The 23531-nt window shown below is 35.8% G+C and carries 19 protein-coding genes and 1 tRNA gene; 11 read left to right on the forward strand and 9 right to left on the reverse strand.

Going from position 1 to position 23531, the window contains the following annotated elements:
• Nucleotides 1–32: 32 nt before the first annotated feature.
• Genes galT through V4D30_RS06645 form a run of 6 tightly spaced genes read left to right on the forward strand, consistent with a single transcriptional unit; the run spans nucleotide 33 to nucleotide 8023 of the window.
• On the forward strand, nucleotides 33–1031 hold the full coding sequence (gene galT / locus V4D30_RS06620) for a galactose-1-phosphate uridylyltransferase (protein WP_353683536.1): 999 nt from the start codon (nucleotides 33–35) through the stop codon (nucleotides 1029–1031).
• Entirely contained in the window at nucleotides 1028–2515 is a 1488-nt protein-coding gene (gene glgA, locus V4D30_RS06625) for a glycogen synthase GlgA (protein ID WP_353683537.1), read from the forward strand. Before galT ends, glgA begins: the two co-directional genes overlap by 4 nt.
• Nucleotides 2490–5093 carry a PAS domain S-box protein gene (locus V4D30_RS06630; RefSeq protein ID WP_353683538.1) on the forward strand — a complete coding sequence of 868 codons (2604 nt, stop codon included), beginning with the start codon at nucleotides 2490–2492 and terminating at the stop codon, nucleotides 5091–5093. The genes glgA and V4D30_RS06630 overlap by 26 nt, the downstream gene beginning before the upstream one ends.
• Nucleotides 5074–5433, forward strand: a complete 360-nt coding sequence (locus V4D30_RS06635) for a response regulator (RefSeq protein ID WP_353683539.1) — start codon at nucleotides 5074–5076, stop codon at nucleotides 5431–5433. The genes V4D30_RS06630 and V4D30_RS06635 overlap by 20 nt, the downstream gene beginning before the upstream one ends.
• Nucleotides 5430–6722, forward strand: a complete 1293-nt coding sequence (locus V4D30_RS06640) for a pitrilysin family protein (RefSeq protein WP_353683540.1) — start codon at nucleotides 5430–5432, stop codon at nucleotides 6720–6722. Before V4D30_RS06635 ends, V4D30_RS06640 begins: the two co-directional genes overlap by 4 nt.
• On the forward strand, nucleotides 6719–8023 hold the full coding sequence (locus tag V4D30_RS06645; protein ID WP_353683541.1) for a pitrilysin family protein: 1305 nt from the start codon (nucleotides 6719–6721) through the stop codon (nucleotides 8021–8023). The genes V4D30_RS06640 and V4D30_RS06645 overlap by 4 nt, the downstream gene beginning before the upstream one ends.
• Before the next feature lie 323 nt (nucleotides 8024–8346).
• Here the strand turns inward: V4D30_RS06645 and V4D30_RS06650 are convergent, their stop codons facing one another.
• From V4D30_RS06650 to V4D30_RS06690, 9 genes are all read right to left on the reverse strand, one after another.
• A complete protein-coding gene (locus tag V4D30_RS06650; RefSeq protein ID WP_353683542.1) occupies nucleotides 8347–10995 on the reverse strand; it encodes a cytochrome C in 2649 nt (882 codons plus the stop codon).
• Nucleotides 10992–12053 (reverse strand): hypothetical protein, encoded by a 1062-nt coding sequence (locus tag V4D30_RS06655; protein ID WP_353683543.1) that lies wholly within the window; start codon nucleotides 12051–12053, stop codon nucleotides 10992–10994. Before V4D30_RS06655 ends, V4D30_RS06650 begins: the two co-directional genes overlap by 4 nt.
• Before the next feature lie 33 nt (nucleotides 12054–12086).
• Entirely contained in the window at nucleotides 12087–12818 is a 732-nt protein-coding gene (locus V4D30_RS06660) for an RNA methyltransferase (protein ID WP_353683544.1), read from the reverse strand.
• Nucleotides 12819–13040, reverse strand: a complete 222-nt coding sequence (xseB, locus tag V4D30_RS06665) for an exodeoxyribonuclease VII small subunit (protein WP_353683545.1) — start codon at nucleotides 13038–13040, stop codon at nucleotides 12819–12821.
• A complete protein-coding gene (xseA, locus tag V4D30_RS06670; protein WP_353683546.1) occupies nucleotides 13018–14484 on the reverse strand; it encodes an exodeoxyribonuclease VII large subunit in 1467 nt (488 codons plus the stop codon). The genes xseB and xseA overlap by 23 nt, the downstream gene beginning before the upstream one ends.
• Nucleotides 14477–15205, reverse strand: coding sequence for a pyridoxine 5'-phosphate synthase (locus V4D30_RS06675; protein ID WP_353683547.1), 729 nt, complete (start codon nucleotides 15203–15205; stop codon nucleotides 14477–14479). The genes xseA and V4D30_RS06675 overlap by 8 nt, the downstream gene beginning before the upstream one ends.
• A gap of 99 nt (nucleotides 15206–15304) precedes the next feature.
• Entirely contained in the window at nucleotides 15305–16387 is a 1083-nt protein-coding gene (locus V4D30_RS06680; RefSeq protein WP_353683548.1) for a glycosyltransferase family 4 protein, read from the reverse strand.
• A complete protein-coding gene (locus V4D30_RS06685; protein ID WP_353683549.1) occupies nucleotides 16384–17415 on the reverse strand; it encodes a glycosyltransferase family 4 protein in 1032 nt (343 codons plus the stop codon). Before V4D30_RS06685 ends, V4D30_RS06680 begins: the two co-directional genes overlap by 4 nt.
• Nucleotides 17369–18886 (reverse strand): glycosyltransferase family 2 protein, encoded by a 1518-nt coding sequence (locus V4D30_RS06690; RefSeq protein WP_353683550.1) that lies wholly within the window; start codon nucleotides 18884–18886, stop codon nucleotides 17369–17371. The genes V4D30_RS06685 and V4D30_RS06690 overlap by 47 nt, the downstream gene beginning before the upstream one ends.
• Nucleotides 18887–19037: 151 nt before the next feature.
• Between V4D30_RS06690 and V4D30_RS06695 the strand changes: the two genes are divergently transcribed.
• The 5 genes from V4D30_RS06695 to V4D30_RS06715 all read left to right on the forward strand — a co-directional run bounded on the left by V4D30_RS06695 (nucleotide 19038) and on the right by V4D30_RS06715 (nucleotide 23519).
• A tRNA-Leu gene (locus V4D30_RS06695) sits at nucleotides 19038–19121 on the forward strand.
• A gap of 34 nt (nucleotides 19122–19155) precedes the next feature.
• Nucleotides 19156–19611 carry a hypothetical protein gene (locus tag V4D30_RS06700; protein ID WP_353683551.1) on the forward strand — a complete coding sequence of 152 codons (456 nt, stop codon included), beginning with the start codon at nucleotides 19156–19158 and terminating at the stop codon, nucleotides 19609–19611.
• Between the two features lie 546 nt (nucleotides 19612–20157).
• Nucleotides 20158–20946 carry an MBL fold metallo-hydrolase gene (locus V4D30_RS06705; protein WP_353683552.1) on the forward strand — a complete coding sequence of 263 codons (789 nt, stop codon included), beginning with the start codon at nucleotides 20158–20160 and terminating at the stop codon, nucleotides 20944–20946.
• Between the two features lie 11 nt (nucleotides 20947–20957).
• Nucleotides 20958–21833, forward strand: coding sequence for a methyl-accepting chemotaxis protein (locus V4D30_RS06710; RefSeq protein ID WP_353683553.1), 876 nt, complete (start codon nucleotides 20958–20960; stop codon nucleotides 21831–21833).
• Between the two features lie 15 nt (nucleotides 21834–21848).
• Nucleotides 21849–23519, forward strand: a complete 1671-nt coding sequence (locus V4D30_RS06715; RefSeq protein WP_353683554.1) for an EAL domain-containing protein — start codon at nucleotides 21849–21851, stop codon at nucleotides 23517–23519.
• The last annotated feature ends 12 nt before the right edge of the window (nucleotides 23520–23531 follow it).

The raw sequence follows: 23531 nt of genomic DNA on the forward strand, positions 1-23531 counted from the left end.
GTTATCCAGAAACTTAATCAATGGAGGAATGCATGTCAGAACTGAGAAGAGATCCAATATCAGGAAGATGGGTTATTATAGCTGTTGAAAGAGGTAAAAGACCTTCAGATTTTGCACCTGTCAGTCAGAAAAGAAAAATAAAAGGATTCTGTCCATTCTGCCCGGGGAATGAACATACGGCTCCAAATGAAATTATTGCTTTCAGACCTCCCAACACTGCGCCAAACACACCTGGATGGAGTCTCAGAGTTGTTCCAAATAAATTCCCAGCTTTGCAGATTCATGGAGATCTCAATAAAAGAGGAGAAGGAATTTACGATAAAATGAACGGAATTGGCGCTCATGAAGTAATCATTGAAACACCTGACCATCTTGCCTCACTTTCTACAATATCCCTTAAGGCAGTTGAAGATGTTTTGTGGGCTTATTATTTTAGAATTACTGACCTTAAAAAAGACATACGCTTTAAATATGTCCTTGTTTTTAAAAATGAAGGTGAAGCAGCAGGAGCATCAATTGAGCACACCCATAGTCAGTTAATTGCTTTACCCATTGTTCCTCAGATTGTAAAAGATGAGATGAATTCTGCAAGGAAGTATTTTGAGTTGAGAGACAGATGCATTTTCTGTGATATAATAGCGCAGGAGCTTGAATTTGAAAAAAGAATAATCTATCAAAATGACGCTTATATAGTGCTTTCTCCCTTTGCACCAAGAGAGCCTTTTGAAACATGGATTCTGCCAAAAAGGCATGAGTCTCGTTTTGAGCCAAGAGAAAAAAGCTTCAGTCTTCTTGCAGATGCTCTTCAGACAACACTTAAAAAACTTGATGCTGTGCTTGAAACTCCTCCCTATAACTATGTTCTTCACACATCTCCTTTCCAAGATGAGATAAATGAATACTATCACTGGCATATTGAGATAATTCCAAAGCTCACAAAAACTGCAGGATTTGAATGGGGTTCTGGATTTTTTATAAATCCAACTCCTCCTGAAGAAGCTGCTCAGTTTATGAGGGAGGCTAAAATATGAAGATTGCTCTTGTTTCAGCAGAGGCTTATCCCTTTTCAAAAACAGGAGGTCTTGGTGATGTTGTGGGAGCTCTTTTCAAAGAATTTATAAAAGCAGGAATTGATGTAACAGTGTTTCTTCCCTTTTACAGAACAACAAGACAGAACTTTTTTTCATCTACAGTAAATGCAGGAATAGTTTATGGAGTTGCTGTTGGTTCAACTAAGCGTTTTGGTGCTGTAAGAACTGCAAGAGTTTCTTTTGATGAGGAAGACAACTTAAAGATTGAAGCTTCAACTGAGGGAAATCTGTTTTTTATTGAGCATAACGACTTCTTTGATAGAGACGAACTTTATGGAACAAATCATGGTGAGTATCTTGATAACGCAGAAAGATTTGTATTTTTTTCCAGAGCAGTTCTTGAGATTTGTAAAGTCATGAATTTAAAATTTGACATAATTCACTGCCATGACTGGCATACAGCTCTGGTTCCTCTTTATCTGAAAACGTTTTACAAAGAATGCAGCTGCTTTGAAAGAACAAAAACCGTATTAACCATTCACAATCTTGGGTATCAGGGCATATTCCCCCGTGAAAAACTTGAGATAACAGGCTTTGGCCAGGAGATGTTTCATATAGATGGATTTGAATTTTACGGAATGGTTAACTTTCTTAAAGTAGGACTTTTCAATGCCGATATAATTACCACTGTGAGTCCCACATATGCAAAAGAGATTCTGACTCCTGAATACGGAGCAGGACTTGACGGAGTGTTAAGAAAGAGAAAAGAAAGCCTTGTGGGCATTATAAATGGAATTGACTACAAAATATGGAATCCTGAAAAAGACCCATTTATTGTTCAAAATTATGGAACTGGCAACATAAGTGATAAACAAAAAAACAAACAATATTTACTGAGTTTTACTAATTTAAAATGCTCCATACAAAACCCTCTAATAGCCTTTATAGGGAGACTCACCTACCAAAAAGGTATTGATATAATTGTTGATGCCATACCAGGGTTAATTGAAAAAGGAGTAAGCTTTATATTTGAAGGAACAGGCGAAGCCTATTATGAAAATAAAATCAGAGAACTTCAAAATAATTATCCCTCAAAAATATATGCTTTTGTAGGATTTGACGAAGCTTTAGCTCATAAAATATATGCTGGTGCAGATAGTTTGCTCGTTCCATCAAGATATGAACCATGCGGTTTGAGTCAGCTTATTGCTATGAGATATGGCACGCCTCCAGTATGCAGACGAACTGGAGGACTTTCAGACACAGTTGAGGATGGAGTAACAGGTTTCCTCTTTGATGAATACAGTGCAGAAGCTTTAACAGAAGCAGTTAAGCAATTTTGCTCAGCCTACGAGGACAAAAACAGATTTTCCAGAATCATTTATGAAGCCATGAAAAGAGATTTCTCCTGGAGCAATTCCTGTAAAAAATATTTGGAACTTTATAAAGGATTAATAAATGAAGGAAAGACAGGCATTATTTGAGCTTATAAAACTTCTTGAAATATACGAGGATACTGAGATTCTTCTTGAAAGACTTATTTACTATGTCTGTGAGCTTATGAATGCTCAGGCAGGTATCGTAAGACTGATTAGAAATGGATATTTATATATCACTGCCGCTTACAACGTTAATTCCGATAAAACTGTTATTAAGTCTGATGAAGGAATATGTGGAAAAGTTTTAAAGGAAGGCAAAGTTAAAACATTTAATAAAGCTCAACTTGAAAAATATGAGCTTGATATACCTGCTTACTCAGCAATATGTATTCCATTAAAAATGCAACAGGAAAATATTGGTACAATTCTTGTTTACAATAAACTTGACTCAGAAGAAGGGTTTGGAGAATTTACAGAAGAAGACATTGCAGTAGGAGAGCTTTTTTCAGCAATAGCCTCACTAATTATTCTTAAATCCCTTAGGTTCAAAGAACTTAAAGAGAGAGAAATGCAAAATACAAAGGCAATGGCTCAGATAGAGGAGCTTAAAAGTTATCTTGAAAGCCTGATTCAGAGTTCTGCTGATGCAATAATAGCCACTGATTTAGATAATATTGTGACCGCCTGGAATAAAGGCGCAGAAAATATTTTTGGTTATGCAAAGGAGGAAGTTATCGGGAAACCTTTACCTGTTATTCCTGATTTCTTACGAGAGATGGAAAAAATATATTTTGAAAAAATTAAACAGGATGAAACATTAAAAGATATAGAAACAGTCATGGTAACAAAGGAAAATAAAATCATAGAAGTAAGTCTTACCATGTCTCCGATAAAGAATTCAAGGGGACAAATAGTGGGAGTCAGCAGAATAATAAGAGATATTACAGAAAAGAAAAAGCTTGAAAGAGACCTCATAAGAAGAAACGAAGAACTTACAAAGATTCTCTTTATAAGCTCTGCTGTAAGAAGCACCTTAGAACTGAATAAACTTCTAAGAATTATACTTACAGTAATTACAATGGGTGAAGGACTCGGGTTTAACAGAGCAGTGCTGTTTCTTGTTGATGAAGAAAGCAATTCTTTACGGGGAGTTATGGCAGTAGGTCCTTCCAGTTATGAAGAAGCCTGGCATATATGGTCAAGCATGTCACGAGAAAAGAAAACTCTCTTTGAGGTTCTTGATGAATTAAGCAGAAGAGAGTTTGAAGAAGATAGCTTTCTTGAAAGACTCTGTAAAAACATCTCCATACCATTAAGTGAAAATACACCGATTGTGCGAGCTGTAAAAGAAAAAAAAGTCTTTAACATCAAAGATGTTCACAAAGAAGAAGCAGACCCTGTTATAATTCAGCAACTTGGAAGCTTTGCCTATGCAGTTACACCTCTTATCTCTAAAGACAAGGCAATAGGAGCAGTATGGGTTGACAATCTTTATACAAGAAAACCCATTACTGAACAAGATATTAATTTTTTGAAAGGATTTGCTGACCAGGTGGCAGGTGCAATAGAAAATGCCTGGATATTTGACAAAATAGAACAGGCAGAAAAAGAGCTTGAGATGCTTTTTAATTCAATAACAGACCTTATTTATTACACTGATGATACCTATACAATAAAAAAGGTCAATCGCTCATTTCTTGAGGCTGTTGGATTAAAAGAGAATGAAGTAATTGGCAAAAAATGTTTTAAACTTATTCATAAGACTTCTTATCCGCTGGAAGAATGTCCTCATAGAAAAGCAATGGAAACTGGAATTCCCCAAGTGGGAGAGCTTGAAGAAAACTATCTTGATGGTGTTTATCTTCTTTCAAGTTCTCCAATATTTGATAAAAATGGTATTCTAATAGGAACTATTAATGTAGCAAAGAATATAACAGAACTCAAGAATTTAAAAGAAAGAATAATATCAATGGAAAAGATGGCAGCACTTGGAGAAATGGCAGCAAAGGTTGCTCATGAAATAAGGAATCCCTTACTTGCAATAGGTGGATTTGCTAAAAGACTTAATAAAGAGCTGAAGGATGAAAAATCACAGGAGTATATAAAAGTAATCATTGAAGAAGTAAGAAGGCTTGAAAGAATTCTCAATGAAATATTAAGCTTCGTAAAGCCTTACCCAATTGGCAAGGAATCTTTTGAAATCAATCAGCTTGTGGGTGATGTGGTCAACTTTGTTGAATCTACGCTGAAAGACAATAACAATGAATTTAAATTGACGATAAATAACAACTTTAAAGTGCTCGGCAACTATGATAAATTGAAAGAGGTGCTTTTAAACCTGATCTCAAATGCCAATGAAGCAACAAAAAATGGAAGTATAACTTTAAAAATACATAAGGCAGATAAATTACCGGTAGAGGCAGATGCAGGTAAAGAGTATTTCATAATTGAAGTTGAAGATACCGGATGCGGAATAGAAAAGGCAAATTTAAAGAGAATATTTGATCCCTTTTTCACCACAAAAACAACTGGCACAGGACTTGGACTTGCAATTGTGAAAAGAATTGTTGAAGAGCATGGTGGTATAATTAAGGTAGAAAGCGAACTCAGTAAAGGAACAACATTTAAAGTTTTTTTGCCAATACATAAAGAAGGAGGGGATAATGAAAATTCTGGTAGTTGATGATGAGAAAAACATACTTATGCTTTATAAAGCTGAACTTGAAGATGAAGGATATGAGGTTGTCACAGCGAATTCTGGTCGTGAAGCCCTTGAACTTTTTGAATCAGAAAAACCAGATATGGTGACTCTTGATATAATGATGCCTGATATTGACGGAATTCAGGTTTTAAGACAGCTGAAACAGAAAAATCCCAGTGTTCCTGTAATAATGCTTACTGCCTATGATTACAGGGATGATTTTTCAATATGGGCATCAGATGCCTATGTTGTTAAATCATCTGACCTTAGTACTTTAAAAGAGACCATTAAAGAAATTGCAGAGAAGTTTGGAATAAAATGAGACATCTTGTAATATCTTTAATCTTTGTTTTAATATTTCCACTTATGAGTTTCTCTGAAGTTAAAGAAGAAGTCTTAAAAAATGGACTCAAAGTGATATTTATTAAAGATACTTCATCTCCTGTAGCAACCTTTCAGGTATGGTATAAAGTTGGTTCAATAGATGAACCAGAGGGCAAATCAGGAATAAGCCATCTTCTTGAACACATGATGTTCAGAGGAAGTAAAAACTATCCAGGAAATGTGTTTTCAAAAATAATTCAGGCTCAAGGTGGAATTGATAATGCTTTTACAACGAAGGATTATACAGTTTATTTCCAGAAGCTTTCTCCTTCAAAGTTGCAAACTTCAATTGATCTTGAGTCTGACAGAATGGCAAATCTTCTTTTTAATTCTGAAGACTTTGAACTTGAAAAAAAGATAGTTCTTGAAGAGCGAAGACAGCGATATGAAGATGATCCTGAAAGCCTGATAATTGAAGAAGTTATTGGATTGGCTTTTAAAGATCATCCATATCGTAAGCCTGTAATTGGCTGGACTGATGATATTAAATCTATCAGTCTTGATGACCTGAAAAGATACTATCATGAATATTACTGCCCTGGTAATGCCTTTATAATTGTTGCAGGAGACATAAGGATTGATGAAGTGAAAGAAAAAATAAAAGAGAAATTTGAAGATATTCCATCCTGCAGTGTTTTAAGAAAAACTTTTCATGAACCAAAACAATACGGACAAAAGAGAGTTATACTGAAAAGACAGACTCATCTACCAGTGCTTGTTTTAAGCTATAAAGTTCCTGCTTATCCCAATAAAGATAGCATTGCTCTTGAGATTTTAAGCACAATATTGGGAGAGGGTAAAAGTTCAAGGCTTTACAGAACCCTTGTTACAGAAAAGGCACTGGCAGTAGATGTTTCAACAAGCAATTCACCATTAAGCAGAGATGGATTTTTATTTTTTGTAGTAGCTTATATTAAAACTCCAGAGAAAGTTGACGAAGTTGAAAGAATTATAAAGGAAGAAATTGAAAAGATAAAAAGTGAACCTCCTACGGAAGCAGAGATTGAAAAAGCAAAAAATCAGATAGAAGCATCTTTTCTTTTTAGTCAGGACTCTGTTTTCGGACATGCTCTTTATCTCGGTAAATTTGAAATTCTTGGAAGTTGGAGGCTTATTGAAAAATATAAGGAAGATATAATGAAAGTAACAGCAAGGGATGTTCAGGAAGTAGCAAAAAAGTATTTTAACTTTGATAATCTCTCAGTAGGAGTGCTTTTACCAGAATGAAAAAATTTTTAATAATATGCGTTTTGACTTTATTTTTTTATTCCATAGCAGGAGCTACAACTATGGATTTTAAAACCTTTAAACTGGGAAACGGAGCAAAAATTAAATATCTTTACAGGGATAGCATTCCCATTGTTTATGTATCTGTTTTAATTCCAGCATCTCCACTGGATGAGTCTAAGCCCTCAGTTGCCTATCTCACAGCACACTTGCTTACTCATGGCACAAAAACAATGACTGCACAGCAGATTGAAGATAAAATTGATTTCCTTGCAATTTCAATTGACAAAAAAATTACCCATGACTATACGATGCTTACCCTTGCGACAACGAAGAGACATTTAAAAGAAGCTTTAAACTTATTTTTTGATGTCCTTATGAATCCAACATTTCCTGAAGAGGAGCTAAAAAAAGAACTTGCGAGAGTTGAAAAATCTTTAAAGCAGTTGGAGGAAGACCCTTCTTATATAGCTTATAAAACCTTTATTAAACAGCTTTTTAATAAACATCCCTATGGAAGACCTGTTGAAGGTGAGCCTGAGGAACTCAGAAACATTACAAGGCATGATATATTAGATTTTTATAAAAAATTTTATAATCCTCAGGCAATGGTTTTCTCTGTTGTTGGTAGTATAGATGAAAGAGAATTAAAAGAGCTTATTGAAAAACCCATTTCCCTGTGGCAAGGAAGTCTTTACAATCGCATAGTAAATCCTCCTTCATTTAAAGAAAGAAATGAACCATTAAAAATTTATGTAAAAAGACAGGATTTAACTCAATCAACGGTAGTTCTTGGTTTTGAAGGGATTTCAAGACAGGACCCTGATTTTTATGCTTTAAGCGTTATGAACTATATCCTTGGTGGAGGCGGGCTAACATCAAGACTTGCAAAACAGGTTAGAGAAGAGCGAGGCCTTGCCTATTCAGTTTATAGCACATTTTCTCCTTATTTAATGCCTGGAGCCTTTTATGTAGAAGTGAAGACGAAAAAAGAAAACACTCAGGATGTAATAAAATTAATTATTGAAGAAATTAAAAAAATGAAAGAAAAAGAAGTGACTGATGAAGAACTAAAAGAGGCAAAGTCATTCCTTACTGGAAGCTTTCCATTAAGAATTGATACAATGAAAAAAATCAGCGAGTTCCTACCAGTTATTGATTTTTATGGTCTCGGGGATAATTATATAACAAAATATCCCGAATATATTGAAAAAGTGACAAAGGAAGACATAAAAAGAGTGACACAAAGAATTCTTAATACACAGGGGTACATTGTTGTAATTGTAGGAAAAGACTTATAAGATTTTATATATCCTAACCTCTTATTCATCAATGCAAGCCTACCCATTCTTTATCATTCACCCCTTTCTTGTCATTTCGAGCCTGCGTTATAGCAGGCGAGGACTCCCCTTCGTTCTCACTATTTCAGACATCCATCGGAAGATCCCTCGGCTTTGCCTCGGGATTACAAAAAGAAGTGTCATCCCGAGCGAAGCGAGGAATCTCCTCCGTTTTTTCTGTATTGAAAGACTCAGAGATTCCTCGGGGCATTGAGCCCCTCGGAATGACAGGGGAAAAGCTCGCAATGACAGAAAAGGTTATTTCATTTTAACAAAATTATCACTTACTGTAAAGCTTTTTTATTTCGGAAGGCTCTTAACATGTTTGCATGATGAGGAGAGCCCTGCATTTTCACCTTATGGCATACCTCACACTTCATCTCCGATGAGATTGGAAGAGGCATACCTTGATACTGCATAGGTTGAATATTGTCTCTGTTTTTTCCAAACTCATTGAAAGCAGGATAAATTGCATGGGGAGAGCTGTGACAGGCAATACAAGGGATTTTTCCAGTGTTTTCTTTTCTGTTTCTGTAAAGACCTGCAGCATCTGTTATCCATTTATTGAAGGCTCTTACATTCTTAGCAGGCTTCTGAAATCCCACATGACAGCTAAGGCAATCAGGCTGCTGTATCCATGGCTTTCTTGGATTTATCTCTGAGATTGGTGTTTCAGGCTTTAGATTTCTGACAAGAAGCTGAGCGGTTCTTTTCCCTTCCTGAGAGAGTAAAACTGCTGAGGCATGCTCATCAAGTCTTCCATGACACTTAGTACAGCCAATTCCAAGCTTTGAATGGATATCTCTATTACATCTCGTGTTTCCTTTTGCATCATTGGGATGGCAGTAGTTACAGGCTCTCTCATCTTTCCATGGTATGTAGTTAGCATGCCAGCCATGCATGGAGGCTGAAAAACTATTGTGTCCCTTTATTCCCTTTGATTTAACTATAAAATCCTCGTGGCACTTCTGACACATCATAGGTTTTCCTTTAAGAGCACTTTCAAGAAGCTTTGTTCCGTGATTTCTGTCATGAACTCTTAAGATATTTCTGGCAGTCTCATCGGATATACCTGAAATGCCATTCCATCTTAGAGCACCACCATGACACTCAAAGCATCTTAGCTCCGTTGAAACAGGAGCAACAAATTTTGTGCTCTGTAAAACCTTTCCTGTAGACTTCTGCAATGCCTTTGCTTCAAAAACTGGATAGGGATTGAATGTTCCATCATCTCTGTAAGGTAAGACTGGAACTCCCTCAACGGAGAATATGTTTTTCTCCTTATCATAATCAAAGACTCCACGGAGACCTTTACCGGTAACTCCTGTATTTTCAGGCAGCTTTTTGCCTTTCAAAAACTCTGAGTATCTCCAGAACTCACTATGTCTTGATGGATTCTCATATCCTTTCTGAACTTCATAATGAATTTCTATGTCCTCTGAGACAATCTCTGGCTTCACACCTCTTTTTATGAGCACTGCCTGAAAGGCACTTCCTGGATAGAGGAATGAAAACCATCTGTCTGAATCAGTTATGCATTTCTCACCGAGTGTACTCCAGGCAAGCAGGACATATTCATCCTTAGCAGGATTGAAGGATGGAATGCTGACTCTCTCTTTCTCTGGCTTAAAATCTACAGTTTTGCTTTCCCCTTTAGCATGTAGGCTTGCTAAAAAGTCTGCCAGAGCCTCCATCTCCTTTTCTGCCCCTATAAACTTGGGCATGTAATCACGAATTTTGCCCTGACCATAAAGCTGGGATAGTATTCCAAGCTTTGTAAGCCCTTTTGTTTTTTCAACAATATCGTTTTTAACCCCTCTGATTGTATGGCAGCTTAAACATTGAAGATTAAATAGTTCTTTACCTGCAAGGAGTTTGTTTTTTTCAGTGATTTCTTTAACAGGACTCCATTTCGCATGTTTGAGAAATCCTTCTCTGCTTAGCCTTTCTTCATCTGTGACCAAAATAGAAGGAGAGTACATGTATCTATAAATTACATAGGGTTTTCTTGCGTACTCTCTCATGTATTCAAAGCCGCCAATCCAGGAAAGCCCGATTAGCAAAAGCAAAAAAACTGCAGCCCTATTCAAAGCAGTTGAGGTTTTAAATATCAAGATTAATGCTAAAAGATAAAGTAAGACTGAGGAAACTATGAATACGTTTAAAGCAATGGCAGTTTGTTGATTAAGGACAAAATTTGTAAGTCTTGCATTTTCTGGAACCGAATAGAAATACCATAACCCCGAAATTATGAGGAATGGAATGGGAACATAAAGCCATTTTGCACAGTATCTGAGAAGTTTTTGCCTCAGAGTTTCATCCTTTTCAAATACTGCGGTAACAAAACCAAAAAGTCCTGCAAACATTATGCATATAGCAGTTCTGAAAAACAGTCCTGGAAGATTGGTGGGATTGAAAAATCCATCCCAGAAATTATAAGTTACAAGCCACTGCCCTGGTGTGAGCATGAATGTTATAATTCCATTTATTACAAAAAGGCTTAACCAAGCTGAAGCTGCGTAGATAAAGGCAATTCTTAAACGGTTTTTATCTGAAAGTTTGTCAAATTTGTAGTGATAAATAAGCAGTGATACAATCTCCACAATGAAGAAGACCCACTCAATTGCCCAGGCAAAAACAAAGGTATGAATAAGCACAGAAGTAGCCCATGGACTTGAAAGAGCAATTATAAACCATATCCCAACACCTGAAACTCCACCAAAAACCATTGTAAGAAGCAGGAAAAACCAAATATGTCTCCGCACATACTGTCTTAAAGCAGCATTGCCCTCTTTTACGCTTTTAAGATCTGTAAGCCATAGGAATATCCCACCACCCACGGCAAAGTGGGATATAAATACATGTAACACTGCAATTATTGCTACCAGTGTTCCAGAGTTAAGATAGTAAAGTTCCCAGACAGGATAGTTCATACTTTGCCCTCTCTAAAAAAGGCAACCCTAAGCATGTAAAGAATAACTGCTATGCCAGCAACAAGAATCAGAAGGAATATGACGAAAACATCCCACTGAGGCATGACCTTGAACTCAGCGATACGGAAGTTTTCGCCAAGCTGAAATATTCTCAGGTGGTACCGATTTATTATCATAGCAATAAGGGTTAAAAAAAGAAAAAAAGCTGTGGCAGAGAGTTTCTCCTTTAGTCCTGAAAATAATGCAATTATAGCAAATATAATCCCTGAAACAAATACTATGGTTGCCAGAAAATCACCACCAATAAAGTTAAGTAAGACTCTCTCAGGAAGACTCAGAAGAAACAGAATTCCAGCAAAAATCTGAAACATGGTGGCATAACTGAATATCTTCAAACCCTCTTTAATTTTCAGATTTTGCAGTTTTTGTTCCATATCCTTTCGGAATTTGTAATAGAGGCTATAAAATAGTCCTCCTATGGCAATACTACCAATTATAAAATGTAAGTATCTCGGGTATATGCTCAATGTATTCCACATAAGTATTGTTCCAGTTCTGTTTTCAAAGTATTTTTTCCACTGTTCAGGCTCTTCCATAAGAGATAGATTGTTGACCAGAATAAAAGCAATGTAAAACATTATAAAAATTACAATTAAAAGCGAAGACTTTGCCAGTCCTGAGTTTTTAAATTTCTTATAATGAAAATAGGACGAATAGTAAGCGATTACGAGCAGAGGAATAATCATTATCCAGAAAGTTCCTATAATAACAGAGCTCGTATAAAAGAGATGACCAAAAACAACCTGGATGAACAAAAGTGCTGGAATTGCCATGTTTATTGCAAAGGCAAAAAGAATGGGGATCTGCTTTGCAATTGATTTATCCCTCTCCATGCTTTCAGAGGATTTAAATGCCTTATAAATTGTTATAAGACTCAAACCAAGAATAGAATTCACAAGTACGATATGAATCAGGAAAAATAACTGTTCAAGGAAAATAAAAATCTGCGCAGGTGCTGGAAGGCTTTCAGGATAAGGAATCAGATTTTTAACATCCATTCTGTGGAATTATATCAGATACTCTGCTGAAATTCAACCTGAATTTTTAAGTTTTTCTTCTATGTGAGTGCAGATTCCGTGAAGAAGTTTCAGTTCCCAGAATGTAAGCCCTGTTCTTCCAAGAAGATGTCTGAAATTGTTCATTATCCTTTTTTCAAGGTAAGGATTGTCAGGCATGTATCCAATTTTTTTTAGAACCGTAAAGACTCTTTCGTAAAGTCTGTTGAGTTCCTGCTGATCCACATAAAACTGCCTTTCCATGTGGAAGTCTTTTATTTCTTCTAATCTCATGAGTTCATAGGCAACTATTAAAACTGCCTGAGCAAGATTTAATGAAGGCTGTAGCTCTGATGTGGGAATTGTTATAAGACATCCGCACTTTTCCACTTCTTCATTGAAAAGACCTTTGTCCTCTCTTCCAAAAAGTATGGCAACTTTGTTATTTTGAGCTACTTCAAAAACTCTTTTTACTCCATCCTTTACATCCAGAATCGCTCCTCTTTTTGAGCCTCTTCTTCGTGTTGTTCCAACTACAAGCGCTTTGTCTCTGAGAGCATCGTCAAGCTCTTTATAAACTTCAGCTCTTTCAAGAATATCCTTGCTTGCCCATGCCATCCAGTAAGCTTCGTCTGTTAGCGTTACAGGATTTACAAGGATGAGATTTCTAAACCCCATGTTTTTTATTGCTCTTGCAGAGGAGCCAATATTTCCTGACTCTTTTGGCTCAACTAAAACAAAATAGACATTATCTTTCCATAAAGTCATTTAAAAGGGGTCAACCTCTGTAGAATCTGATTCTTCAAGGGTAATGAGGGTTTTATGAAGTTCTTCCTCTGCAGTTTTCAATTTGCTCTTGCAAAAACGAATAAGCTCTGTTGCCCTTTTTACCTTTTCAACGAGAACATCCACATCCACTTCCTGTGATTCTATAAACTTAAGAATTTCTTCAATCTCTTTCATTGCCTTAGAATAACTTAAGTTCTCCATTGTTTTCCTCCTTCCTGGTTACTTCTGCTGTAAGCTTTCCATTATAAAGCTGAATCTGTATATTAGCCCTGAGAGGGACTTCCTGAGAGTTTTTCAGAACTTTTCCATTTAAATAGGTAATGCTGTAGCCTCTTTTTAAGATATTTTCAGGACTGAGAAGACGAAGCTTTTCACTAACTCTTTCAATTTGGATATTTTTCAATGAAAGCGTGTTTTTCAGCTTTGTAAAAAGGCTGTCTCTGTAAGAGCTTATTCTGAAACTCTGTTTTGCCATGTTTTCGTTGATTTTCATTTTTACTTTATTATTAATGTTTGTGATCTCTACTTCCTGCGCTGTCAAGAGTAGATTTGTCTTTTTATAAAGCTGCTGTTTAACTTTGAAAAGAATTTCTCTTTCACTGTGAACCCTTTTTAAAACATTATTATGAACTTCACTTACGGTCAGATTCATCTTCTGTAAAATTTTTTCCCTTGAGTTTTTAACAGCCAGCTTGAATCTTTCTTCAATGCTTTGATTTCTTGAAATCTCAACACTCAAAAAACTCTCAGCTCTGTGAATAATTCTATGTTTCAGGGTATCAAGCCTTGAGTCAAAATCTACTGCTTTGTCAACTATAAATTTGGCAACCTCGGATGGAGTTTTAAAAGACATTGATGCAACAAAGTCTGCAACAGTTTCATCCCTTGTATGTCCTATTCCAGTAAATACAGGTATTGGCATCAAAGCCATTGTTTTTGCCAGTTCATAGTCATTAAAAATTGCCAGATCAGTAACAGAACCACCTCCACGAATTAAAACAACAGCATCAAAAGCTTTAGCTTCAATCGCGCATCTTTGAAAAGCCTCCATTAAAGAGACAACAGCAGACTCTCCCTGAACAAAGGCATCAAAAAGTTTTGTATAGAACTTAAAACCATATCTATTACCCTTTAAAATTTTTAAAAAATCCTCATATCCCGCTGCAGACTCACTGGATACAATTGCAATCCTCTGAATTATAACTGGAATTTCAAGAAGTTTATTCCTTTGAATAAGTCCTTCTCTTGTGAGCCTTTCTATTGTTTCTTTCTTTTTTAAAGCCATCTCTCCAAGGCTGAAGGAGGGATCAATCTGATAAATACTTATTTTAAAACCGTGCTTTTCGTGAAAAGTTGCTCTGCCGAGAAAAAGAATTTTTATACCCTTTTGAAGCTGCATCCCTGTTTTTATGTAAAAGTTCAAGACTGTATCAGCGTTTCTACTCCATACCACAGCATCACATTTGGCAACGATTTCATTGTTGGTTTTCTCAACAAGTTCAATCCAGTAGTTTCCGTTTTTATCAGGGTCTATTTTTGCTATCTCAGCAACAATCCATTGATAATCAGAGATTTCCTGAATATATTCCCTGATCTCAATTAAGTACTGTGAAAGACTCTGATAGGTTACGTCTACTTTAAACATTCATGCAAGCCTCTTTAATAAGATTTTTCATTTCTCCTACTGCTCTTGCAATTCCTACAAGAATAGCTCTTGCAATTATACTGTGTCCAATATAAAGCCCTCTTAATCCTTTTATTGCTGCAACAGGTTTTACATTATAATAATTTAGTCCATGACCTGCATTTGTTTTAAGTCCGATGCTTAAAGAAAAGGCAACCGCGTCTTTAATTCTTTCAAGTTCTTTAAACTGACTATGTCCTTTTGTTTCAGAATAATATCCTGTGTGAATTTCAACCATGTCTGCTCCAATTTCCTTTGAGCACTCAATGGAGGCTCTGTCAGGATTTATGAAAAGACTTACTGGAATGCCTTGATCTTTAATTTTCTTAATGGCTTCCCTCAGATGAGTTTTGAGTTCAATAACATTTAAACCACCTTCTGTTGTAAGTTCTTGTCTTTTTTCTGGGACAAGGGTTACCATATCAGGTTTTACAGCAAGGGCTATGTTAATCATCTCTTCAGTAGCAGCCATTTCCAGATTTAGCTCACATGGGACAACTTCTCTGAGGATTTTAAGGTCTCTGTCCTGTATGTGCCTGCGGTCCTCTCTTAGATGCACCGTTATTCCATCAGCTCCACCCAGTATTGCCAGAGTTGCAGCCATTACAGGGTCTGGTTCAAAAGTTTTTCTTGCCTGCCTTACAGTAGCAACATGGTCAACATTTACTCCTAAGATAACCATAATTGACCCTCCCGAGGATTAATTGATTTGATTATATCAATTTTTCTAAAGAGTTGACAAAACTCCTGTTTATTATGAAAAAAGTATGGGATTTCAGGTTTACCAAATTTTTTCTACAAGACAAAAGGGTTTATGGAGTTGAAGAATTTTTTCATATACCTTTAAATATTCTTTTACCATCTTGTCTGCGGTGAAGTTTTTTTCTACATGCAATCTGCAATCCAAAGGATTTATTTTTTCAATCTCTTTAATTTTTTCAACCATCTCATCAATCATGTTTTCAACTGAAACAATAAAACCTGTAGTTCCATCAACTACTATTTCAGGCACAGAAGCTCTTCTTGGAGCAATAACAGGCGTTCCGCAAGCCATTGATTCAATCATTACAAGTCCAAAAGGTTCTTTCCATTGAATTGGAAAAAGCATTGCCTTTGCTTTACTTAACCATGACACTTTTTCTTTAAATGGAACTTCTCCAATTAAAATTACATCTTTGCCATCAATCAATGGTTTTACTTCTTTATTGAAGTATTCCTCATCAACAGGATCAACCTTTGTTAAAACCATAAGCTTTTGTTTTGCTTTTTTGGCAATTTTTATTGCTTCAACAATTCCTTTTTCAGGAGAAGACCTTCCAAGAAATATTAAAAAGTCTTCTTTTTTATCATTGAATGGATATTTTTCAACTTCTATTCCATTGTAAACAGTTGCCACATAGTGGGCTTCTGGAAGAGGTGTTCTCTGGTCATTGCTGATAGACACATGGTAACATCTTTTAAATAAATCCGTTTCATTATAAATCTTTTTAAGTTCAGGGAGATCAAGTCTACAATGAAGAGTGAAGACTACAGGTTTTTCTATTAAATCCGCAATCCATCCCCAGGGAAAAATATTGGGACCAAAATGACAGTGAATTATATCAAAATCATCACTCATTTCAATTACTTTTGCAGCCTGCAAAAACTCGTACTTCCATATTTCTCTTCTTGGTCTTCCTCTCATTGCAGAAGCTACAACAGAAACAAGTTTTTGGGGACAGATAGAATCTCCTGTTGCAAAAAGCGTTACTTCATGCCCCTGGTTGTGCAATCCTTCTACAAGTTCTCCCACGATGAGTTCCACTCCTCCATACATTGGTGGTGGAACTCTTTCAATAAGTGGTGCAACCTGTGCTATTTTCATCGGTCTTCCTCCAGCATTTTGTAGATTTTTAAATAACTTTCAGCCATGGTGTCTCTTGAAAACTTTTGCTGAACAGTTTTTCTGCAAAGGTTTCTGTCAATTTTTTCAATCTTTTTTAAAGCCTCGCATGCTTCATCAACAGAACCAACTAAAAATCCGGTAATACCGTGCTCTACAACTTCCTGTGTGGAGCCCTTTCTGAAAGCAATAACAGGCGTTCCGCAAGCCATTGATTCAATCATTACAAGTCCAAAGGCTTCTTTCCATCTTACAGGGAATATCAGTGCTAAAGCATTTTTTAAAAGTTCTGCCTTTTCCTGAAAAGTAAGCTCACCAAATACTTTAATCTGCCTTCCATCCTGCTGGGAAAGAATCTTCTCTCTGTAAAACTCCTCAAACTCTTTTCTTATTTCTCCAGCAAGAATAATGGGAATACCGCTTTTTTTGCTTATCTCAATTGCTATATCAGGACCCTTATGAGGAGAAAAAGTTCCAAGAAAGACAAGATACTCTCCTTTCTCCCCTGAAAAGGGATATTTTTTTACATCTATGCCATGATAAACTGTAGCTATCCAGTTGAGCTCAGGGGCAAGTTCTCTCTGAGCATTGCTTATGGAGATATAGAATCTGTCTTTAAAGGCTTCTCTGAGCACAGCAGGCTCTGGTGGTAAAGAACTGTGAATTGTTGTTAGCATGGGAGTTTTTATTAGAGGAGTAATAGTCAGAGGAATAAATCCATTATGATTATGAAGAATATCAAACTCATTATTCATTTTCCCTACTTTCTCTGTTTGTAAAATATCATAGTCATAGAAATCCCATTTAAACTGCCCAAGCATCTCATAAAGATTTTTTTCTACAACTGGGATTAATTTGCATGGAAGATTTGAATCTCCAGAAGCAAAAACACTTACTTCGTGACCTTTTTCAGTTAAAGCGCATGCAAGGTCATAAACAACAAGTTCTGTTCCTCCGTATTTTTCAGGAGGCAGTTTCTTCCAAAGTGGCGAAATTAATCCAATTTTCATCTTTCTCTTTTCTTGAGAGTTTAAAAAATCCATATATCTGCCATACTACTGAAAAGTATATTAAGCCATTGATAAAAGCTCCTGTAGCTAAGATAACTTGATTTTTTAAGATTCCTAAAACAAAGGCGAATCCGCTCAAGAGCAGTATTAAGAACTCTGGCAAGCCTTCTTGAATACATCCAATTACTCGAGAGTTTTCCTTAAATTTAGGAGTTCTCCAAAATCCTTTTTTTGGATAAATCAGGCATTTAATCCATTCAGTTGCCATCGGCAGAGTCAGGGAAAGAAAAGAGATAAATGCATAGATACGCTCTTTTAAACTCACAGCAGTATTAGCGGGCATTGCAAAAAAGAAACCAAGAGACCTGCTTAACAGGAATGCTAAATATGGAACTAAAAAAGCAAAGCTGAATGAAACCAGTCCAATGCTGCTGAATATTATAATCCAGAAAGGTATAAATAAGTTGTTAAACCATATTGTATTTTGAGCTAAATAACAAAGCTTTTGCATGAAATTGAGTTTACCACTGATAAAAAATTTGAGATTTTTCATTATAGTCTGCATGTTTCCGAATACCCATCTTGCTCTCTGTTTCTTGTAAGCTTTGTAGCTATATGGCATAAGCCCCTTACCTTTTGAACGATCAATATAAATTGTTTTGTAACCAAGCTCATGAATTCTTATCCCGATTTCACTGTCTTCTGTTATGACTTCCTCTGAAAATCCTCCAATTCTTTCAAGAACGCTTCTTCTTATAAGTCCCATTGTGCCCATAAAAGAGGCAGCATTGTATTCATTGCATGTATTCATTACAGTGCTAAAGAAGTATCTGTAAGCATGATACATTCCCTTTGATGCAGGAGTATCATCCAGGAAATAATCCTGAGGAAGTTGAACAACTGCTATTTCCTGATTTTTAAAGTATCCCACTGTTTTTTTGAGAAAATCCCTTTCCACTACGTAGTCAGAATCTATAATTCCGATTATCTCGGTCTCAGATGAGATGAGTCTTAAAGCATAATTTAAAACTCCTGCTTTAGCTCCTTCAATCTCTGGAATGTAAAAAAATTTTAGTTTTTCACCAAGACAGTTGCAGATTTTTCTAATGATTTCTACATCTTTATCATAAGGAGTATTGTTTACCAGGGCATATACTTCATAGTTTTCATAATCAAGATTACTCAGAGAAGTTAATGTGGATTTAACTACTTCTGCTGGTTCTCTACATATGGGAACAAGAATGGAAACAAAAGGCTTATAATCAGCCGGCAAATCAATAAAATCCGTTTTTCTCAATCTGTGTTTTTTTGTAGTATCAAAAATTAGAAAAAGCTCCAGAGAGAGAAGACATAAAGAAATGCAGTTTATGATTGCTTCAAAAAAACTCAGATGAAGTATGTAAAAAATGTATCCAGAAATAATTAAGAAATAAAGAAATCTGGAAGGAAAACGCCAGCCAGCATTCCTCATTAGCCACCTCCTAAGAAAATTCTTAGTAGCAGCTAATTATAAAGAATGCTAATATAGTATAGCAAAAAATTATTCAAGTTATCAACTTTCAAATAGATAACACTCTGGACTTGCCAGGAATCCTGCAATAAGGATAAAATTAAAATATTGAGCCGAAGTGGCGGAACTGGCAGACGCGCCAGATTCAGGATCTGGTGGTGGCAACGCCGTGCGGGTTCAAATCCCGCCTTCGGCATTTAGGTTAAATAATGTAAAATAGAGAGTGAGAGATGAAAAAAGTATTATTAATTTTTATTTTATTTGTGATGTTTTCAATTACTAATTCTGGATATTGTAAGGAAGTGCCTTTTACTCTTGAAGATAGAGATAGAATTATTCGTATGGAAGCAAAGTTGTCTGAGATAGAAAAGAGATTTGAGCAAATTGACAAAAGATTTGAGCAAATTGACAAAAGATTTGAGCAAATTGACAAAAGATTTGAGCAGATAATAACATTTATGTGGATGCTTGTTGCTATTTTTACAGGTATTACATCAGCTACAATAGGTTTCGCTATCTGGGATAGAAGAACTATGATAAAACCCTTTGAAACAAAAACAAGAATAATAGAAGAGGAAATAAACAGGGATAGAGAGAAACTTAATTCAGTTGTTGAAGCTTTTCGTAATCTTGCAAAAACTGATGAAAAAGTTGCTGAAGTTTTGAAACGCTTAAATCTTTTATAAAATTTTAGCTCCCAGTAAGAACTTTTTATCAATCTTTATCTTTAAGCCTCAAAATCTTTGGTGTTTTAAGTTTTATAATTCTGAAGTAAAGTCAGATATAAAAAACTGCAAAGGCAATCCATGATAAAATAAGAAGCGTTTTACTCCTCTAGAATAAAAATCATTTTTGCACTCACCCTTCTATAAAGACAGAAGCTGGAAGGTATATCAAAGAGATTCTTCCTTTGCACTGATGTAACTGAGGAGGCGGAGCATTGAAAAAGCCTGCATCTAAAATATTGATAACATTTATTAAAACTGTTATATTATAGTATGCTTTTTAGTATAGAAATTATTGAAGAATTAGATAAACTTGAGCCTGCTATCAGGTCAACTCTTATCAAGCTATTGAAAAGCCTTAATAAGACCATTAGTGAGATGGTCAAAAGAGAGGATTTTTTAGAATTTTTAAAGGCTGATTTCAGCAATCGCATAAAATAGTAGGACAGAGGTAATAGAAAATTAAAATTTTGCACTGTCTAAAGACTTATTAAAGGAGGATGAAATATGCCAGCATTGAACAAAGAGGTTGATATTGTAAGAGGAGACACAATTTATGATGACGGAACTCACAAATTTATATGGCTTGGATGGGAAGAGCATGAGGAAGAAGGACTTGTTCAGGTTAATCAGTATCTCATTGAAAACAGGGGAGCGGGTGTAATCCTTGACCCTGGAGGAGTCCATGTATTTCCAAGGGTCGTAGCAAATGTTTCAAGATATGTAGACCTTGAAAGAATTGAACATCTCTTTTTCTCCCATCAGGATCCTGATGTTTCATCAGGTGTGGCTTTATGGCTGAGTGTAACAAATGCAAAGGTTTATATATCAAAGTGGTGGGTGAGATTTCTTCCCCATTACGGAATTTTTGACATGTCAAAAATAGTTCCCATAGATGAAGGTGGTGGAAAGATTCAGCTTCCCTCAGGTGATTATCTTGAAATAATCCCTGCCCATTTTCTTCACTCAGTGGCTAATTTCCATGTATATGATCCCCGTTCTAAAACTCTTTTTACAGGAGATCTCGGTGCTGCTATCTTTCCTAAAGGACAGAGATATACCTATGTGGAGGACTTTGACAGTCATTTAAAGCTCATGGAGGGTTTTCATAGAAGATATCTTGCATCAAACAGCGTGGTAAAAAAATATCTTGAGAGAGTAAGCAGGCTTAATATTGATGTAATAGCTCCCCAGCATGGAGCAATAATCTACAAAAAGGAGCATATCCAAAGATTTTTTAACTGGCTAAGTGGTTTAAGATGTGGTGTTGACATTGCCGATGAATTCTATAAATAGGAGGGCTTAATATGTTTTTCAGAAAAAAGAAAGCAGTCAGTGATAATAAAAAAATGGTTGACATCAATCTTTCACTGATTAAAACCCTTTCATCGGGAATTATAAAGTCAAACCTTGTAGGTTCAACCATATCAAATACAATGGGATTAATTGATTCAAACTTCACAAGAATAAAGGATGAGGTCTCCTCAATAGCTACAGCAATGGAAGAGATAGATACAACAATCAGAGACATGTCAAGAAGTGTGGCATCCATAAATGAGGAAGTCAAAGCCATGGTTGCCCAGAACGAAACAATGGATGAGGAGCTTGAAAAGAGAGTAAAGGATATTGAGTCTCAAAACATTAAAATCATTGGAGTGGTCAACAACATAAAAGACCTCGGACATGCTACAGAAAATATTGGTAATGTAGTCACTGCCATATCAGATGTGGCTGATCAGACAAATCTGCTTGCATTGAATGCTTCAATTGAAGCAGCAAGGGTTGGAGAAGCAGGAAGAGGATTTGCAGTTGTGGCAGATGAGATAAGAAGGCTTTCCCAGAAAACAGAGGCTCTCACAAAGGATATTGGAAAAATTCTTGGAGACCTTAAAGATCGTGTTATCTCAGCAGTGGGAGAGGTTGAAAAAATAAGAGAGTTATTTTCAAGCATAGAGGAGGACATGAAAAATATAAGAAAATCCTTTGAAAAAACAAAGATAATGTCCGATACAGTGGGTGATGCTGTCAACACTCTTTCCGCAGCCATTGAAGAGCAGAGTCAGGTTCTCACAGATGTCTCAAAAAGAATCACAAACACTGCCTCCATGCTCAATGAAACCTATAAGGTCTTCTCCACAGTTATCAAAGTTAATAATGAGATTTCAAAGCTGACAAAATTTTAATTTCAATCCTGAACAATGAAAAATTTAATTGAGAAAGAGTCACAAAAAGCAAATGAAATATTACAGGAAAACACAATAATCGCAGAGGCACTTAAAAACTCTGACATCTGGATACTTGTTACAGATGAAAATGGTAATATTCTTTATGTCAATGAAGCTGTAGAAAGAATTAGTGGATACAAAAAAGAAGAATTGATAGGGAAAAATCCGAGAATATTTAAATCAGGACTAAATCCTCCTGAATTTTATAAAGAGATGTGGGATACGATTCTTTCAGGCAGAGTATTTAATGCCATAACTCCTAACAGAAAAAAGGACGGTGAAATTTTCCATGTGGATTTAAAAATAATTCCAGTGAGACTTACAGGAAATGTCTTAAGATTTGTTGCTGTTGCAAAAGATGTAACGGAAAAGATAAGACTCTCTGAGAGAGTTCAGAGACTTCACAACTATGATGCTCTAACAGGACTTCTTAATATGAATGGCTTTACCGTAAATGTATCCCAGAAAATAAAGGAAACTCCGGGCTTAGGCTTGTTTATACTGATAGACATTTATAATATGAGTAGTATAAACAAAGCTTACGGAATCAACATAGGAGACCAGCTTTTAATCAAGTTTGCAGAAAGAATAAAAAAATCCTTCGAAAACACTGATTCCTTAGCAAGAATCTCTGCTGATACCTTTGGAGTTTATCTGATACTGGAGAGTTCTGATGAAATATACAAAGCTTACTCAAAACTATACGAAATGAAAAACTCTGTTTTGAAAATAGACGACAAAGCGGTCTCTGTCAATATTAATGCAGCATTATCTGTTTTTCCAAAAGATGGAGTAAGTTTCAACACTCTTTATGAAAGGACAGACATTGCTCTTCAGAAGGCTAAAAAGGCAGGTGCTGGAGTGATTCTGTTTTTTGACTCTGAAATTGAAAGGGAAGCTGAAAAGCTATGGAAAGTATTTGAACTGCTTAAAAAAGCCACGGAGGAGAAACTTTTTATTTTTTATTATCAACCCTATTTTTACACAGAGTCATTAAGATTTGCTGGAGCTGAGGCTCTTGTAAGAATTATTGACAGAAACGGGAAGTTATATACTCCAGATTTTTTTATTGATCAACTGGAAAATAGCCATTATCTGAGCGCTTTTGAAAACTGGGCAATTGGTGAAGTTATAGAAAAAATAAAAAAATGGCGGATAAATATCTCTATTAACATTTCAGGGAATACGTTCAGTAACCCCATTATTCTTTCCCTTTTATCAGCGATTCCTTCTGATGTGAGAGACAAGCTCACTATAGAGATTACTGAAAGAACTTTCATCAAAGACCCTTATTATACCATGCAGATACTCAGAGAGATAAAATCAATGGACAGTCCACCAAAAATTGCCATAGATGATTTTGGAACAGGTTATTCCTCAATGATTTATCTTAGAGATTTACCAGTTGACATCATAAAAATAGACAGAACCTTTATTAAAGACATTGTTAAAGATAAAAAGAGTCTTGCCATTGTTCAGACAATCATAGACCTTACAAGAAGACTTGAAAAGAAAACCTTAGCAGAGGGAGTAGAAACAGAGGAACAACTTGAAATTTTAAAATCAGCAGGATGTGACCTTGTTCAAGGATTTTTATTTTCAAAACCTGTTCCAGAAGACAAGCTCTTGTCTTTTATTGCCTAAAAAAGCCAATCT

It is taken from the genome of Thermodesulfovibrio sp. 3907-1M, from assembly GCF_040450955.1.
GTDB lineage: Bacteria > Nitrospirota > Thermodesulfovibrionia > Thermodesulfovibrionales > Thermodesulfovibrionaceae > Thermodesulfovibrio > Thermodesulfovibrio autotrophicus.

Coding starts and splice junctions, on each gene's coding strand:
- V4D30_RS06660 (WP_353683544.1), bottom strand. CDS start 12,818: ATGACTTTATGGAAAGATAATGTCTATTTTGTTTTAGTTGAGCCAAAA.
- V4D30_RS06680 (WP_353683548.1), bottom strand. CDS start 16,387: ATGAAAATAGCACAGGTTGCACCACTTATTGAAAGAGTTCCACCACCA.
- V4D30_RS06630 (WP_353683538.1), top strand. CDS start 2,490: ATGAAGGAAAGACAGGCATTATTTGAGCTTATAAAACTTCTTGAAATA.
- V4D30_RS06690 (WP_353683550.1), bottom strand. CDS start 18,886: ATGAGGAATGCTGGCTGGCGTTTTCCTTCCAGATTTCTTTATTTCTTA.
- V4D30_RS06645 (WP_353683541.1), top strand. CDS start 6,719: ATGAAAAAATTTTTAATAATATGCGTTTTGACTTTATTTTTTTATTCC.
- V4D30_RS06685 (WP_353683549.1), bottom strand. CDS start 17,415: ATGAAAATTGGATTAATTTCGCCACTTTGGAAGAAACTGCCTCCTGAA.
- xseB (WP_353683545.1), bottom strand. CDS start 13,040: ATGGAGAACTTAAGTTATTCTAAGGCAATGAAAGAGATTGAAGAAATT.
- V4D30_RS06710 (WP_353683553.1), top strand. CDS start 20,958: ATGTTTTTCAGAAAAAAGAAAGCAGTCAGTGATAATAAAAAAATGGTT.
- V4D30_RS06675 (WP_353683547.1), bottom strand. CDS start 15,205: ATGGTTATCTTAGGAGTAAATGTTGACCATGTTGCTACTGTAAGGCAG.
- glgA (WP_353683537.1), top strand. CDS start 1,028: ATGAAGATTGCTCTTGTTTCAGCAGAGGCTTATCCCTTTTCAAAAACA.
- V4D30_RS06700 (WP_353683551.1), top strand. CDS start 19,156: ATGAAAAAAGTATTATTAATTTTTATTTTATTTGTGATGTTTTCAATT.
- xseA (WP_353683546.1), bottom strand. CDS start 14,484: ATGTTTAAAGTAGACGTAACCTATCAGAGTCTTTCACAGTACTTAATT.
- V4D30_RS06640 (WP_353683540.1), top strand. CDS start 5,430: ATGAGACATCTTGTAATATCTTTAATCTTTGTTTTAATATTTCCACTT.
- V4D30_RS06715 (WP_353683554.1), top strand. CDS start 21,849: ATGAAAAATTTAATTGAGAAAGAGTCACAAAAAGCAAATGAAATATTA.
- V4D30_RS06635 (WP_353683539.1), top strand. CDS start 5,074: ATGAAAATTCTGGTAGTTGATGATGAGAAAAACATACTTATGCTTTAT.
- galT (WP_353683536.1), top strand. CDS start 33: ATGTCAGAACTGAGAAGAGATCCAATATCAGGAAGATGGGTTATTATA.
- V4D30_RS06655 (WP_353683543.1), bottom strand. CDS start 12,053: ATGGATGTTAAAAATCTGATTCCTTATCCTGAAAGCCTTCCAGCACCT.
- V4D30_RS06650 (WP_353683542.1), bottom strand. CDS start 10,995: ATGAACTATCCTGTCTGGGAACTTTACTATCTTAACTCTGGAACACTG.
- V4D30_RS06705 (WP_353683552.1), top strand. CDS start 20,158: ATGCCAGCATTGAACAAAGAGGTTGATATTGTAAGAGGAGACACAATT.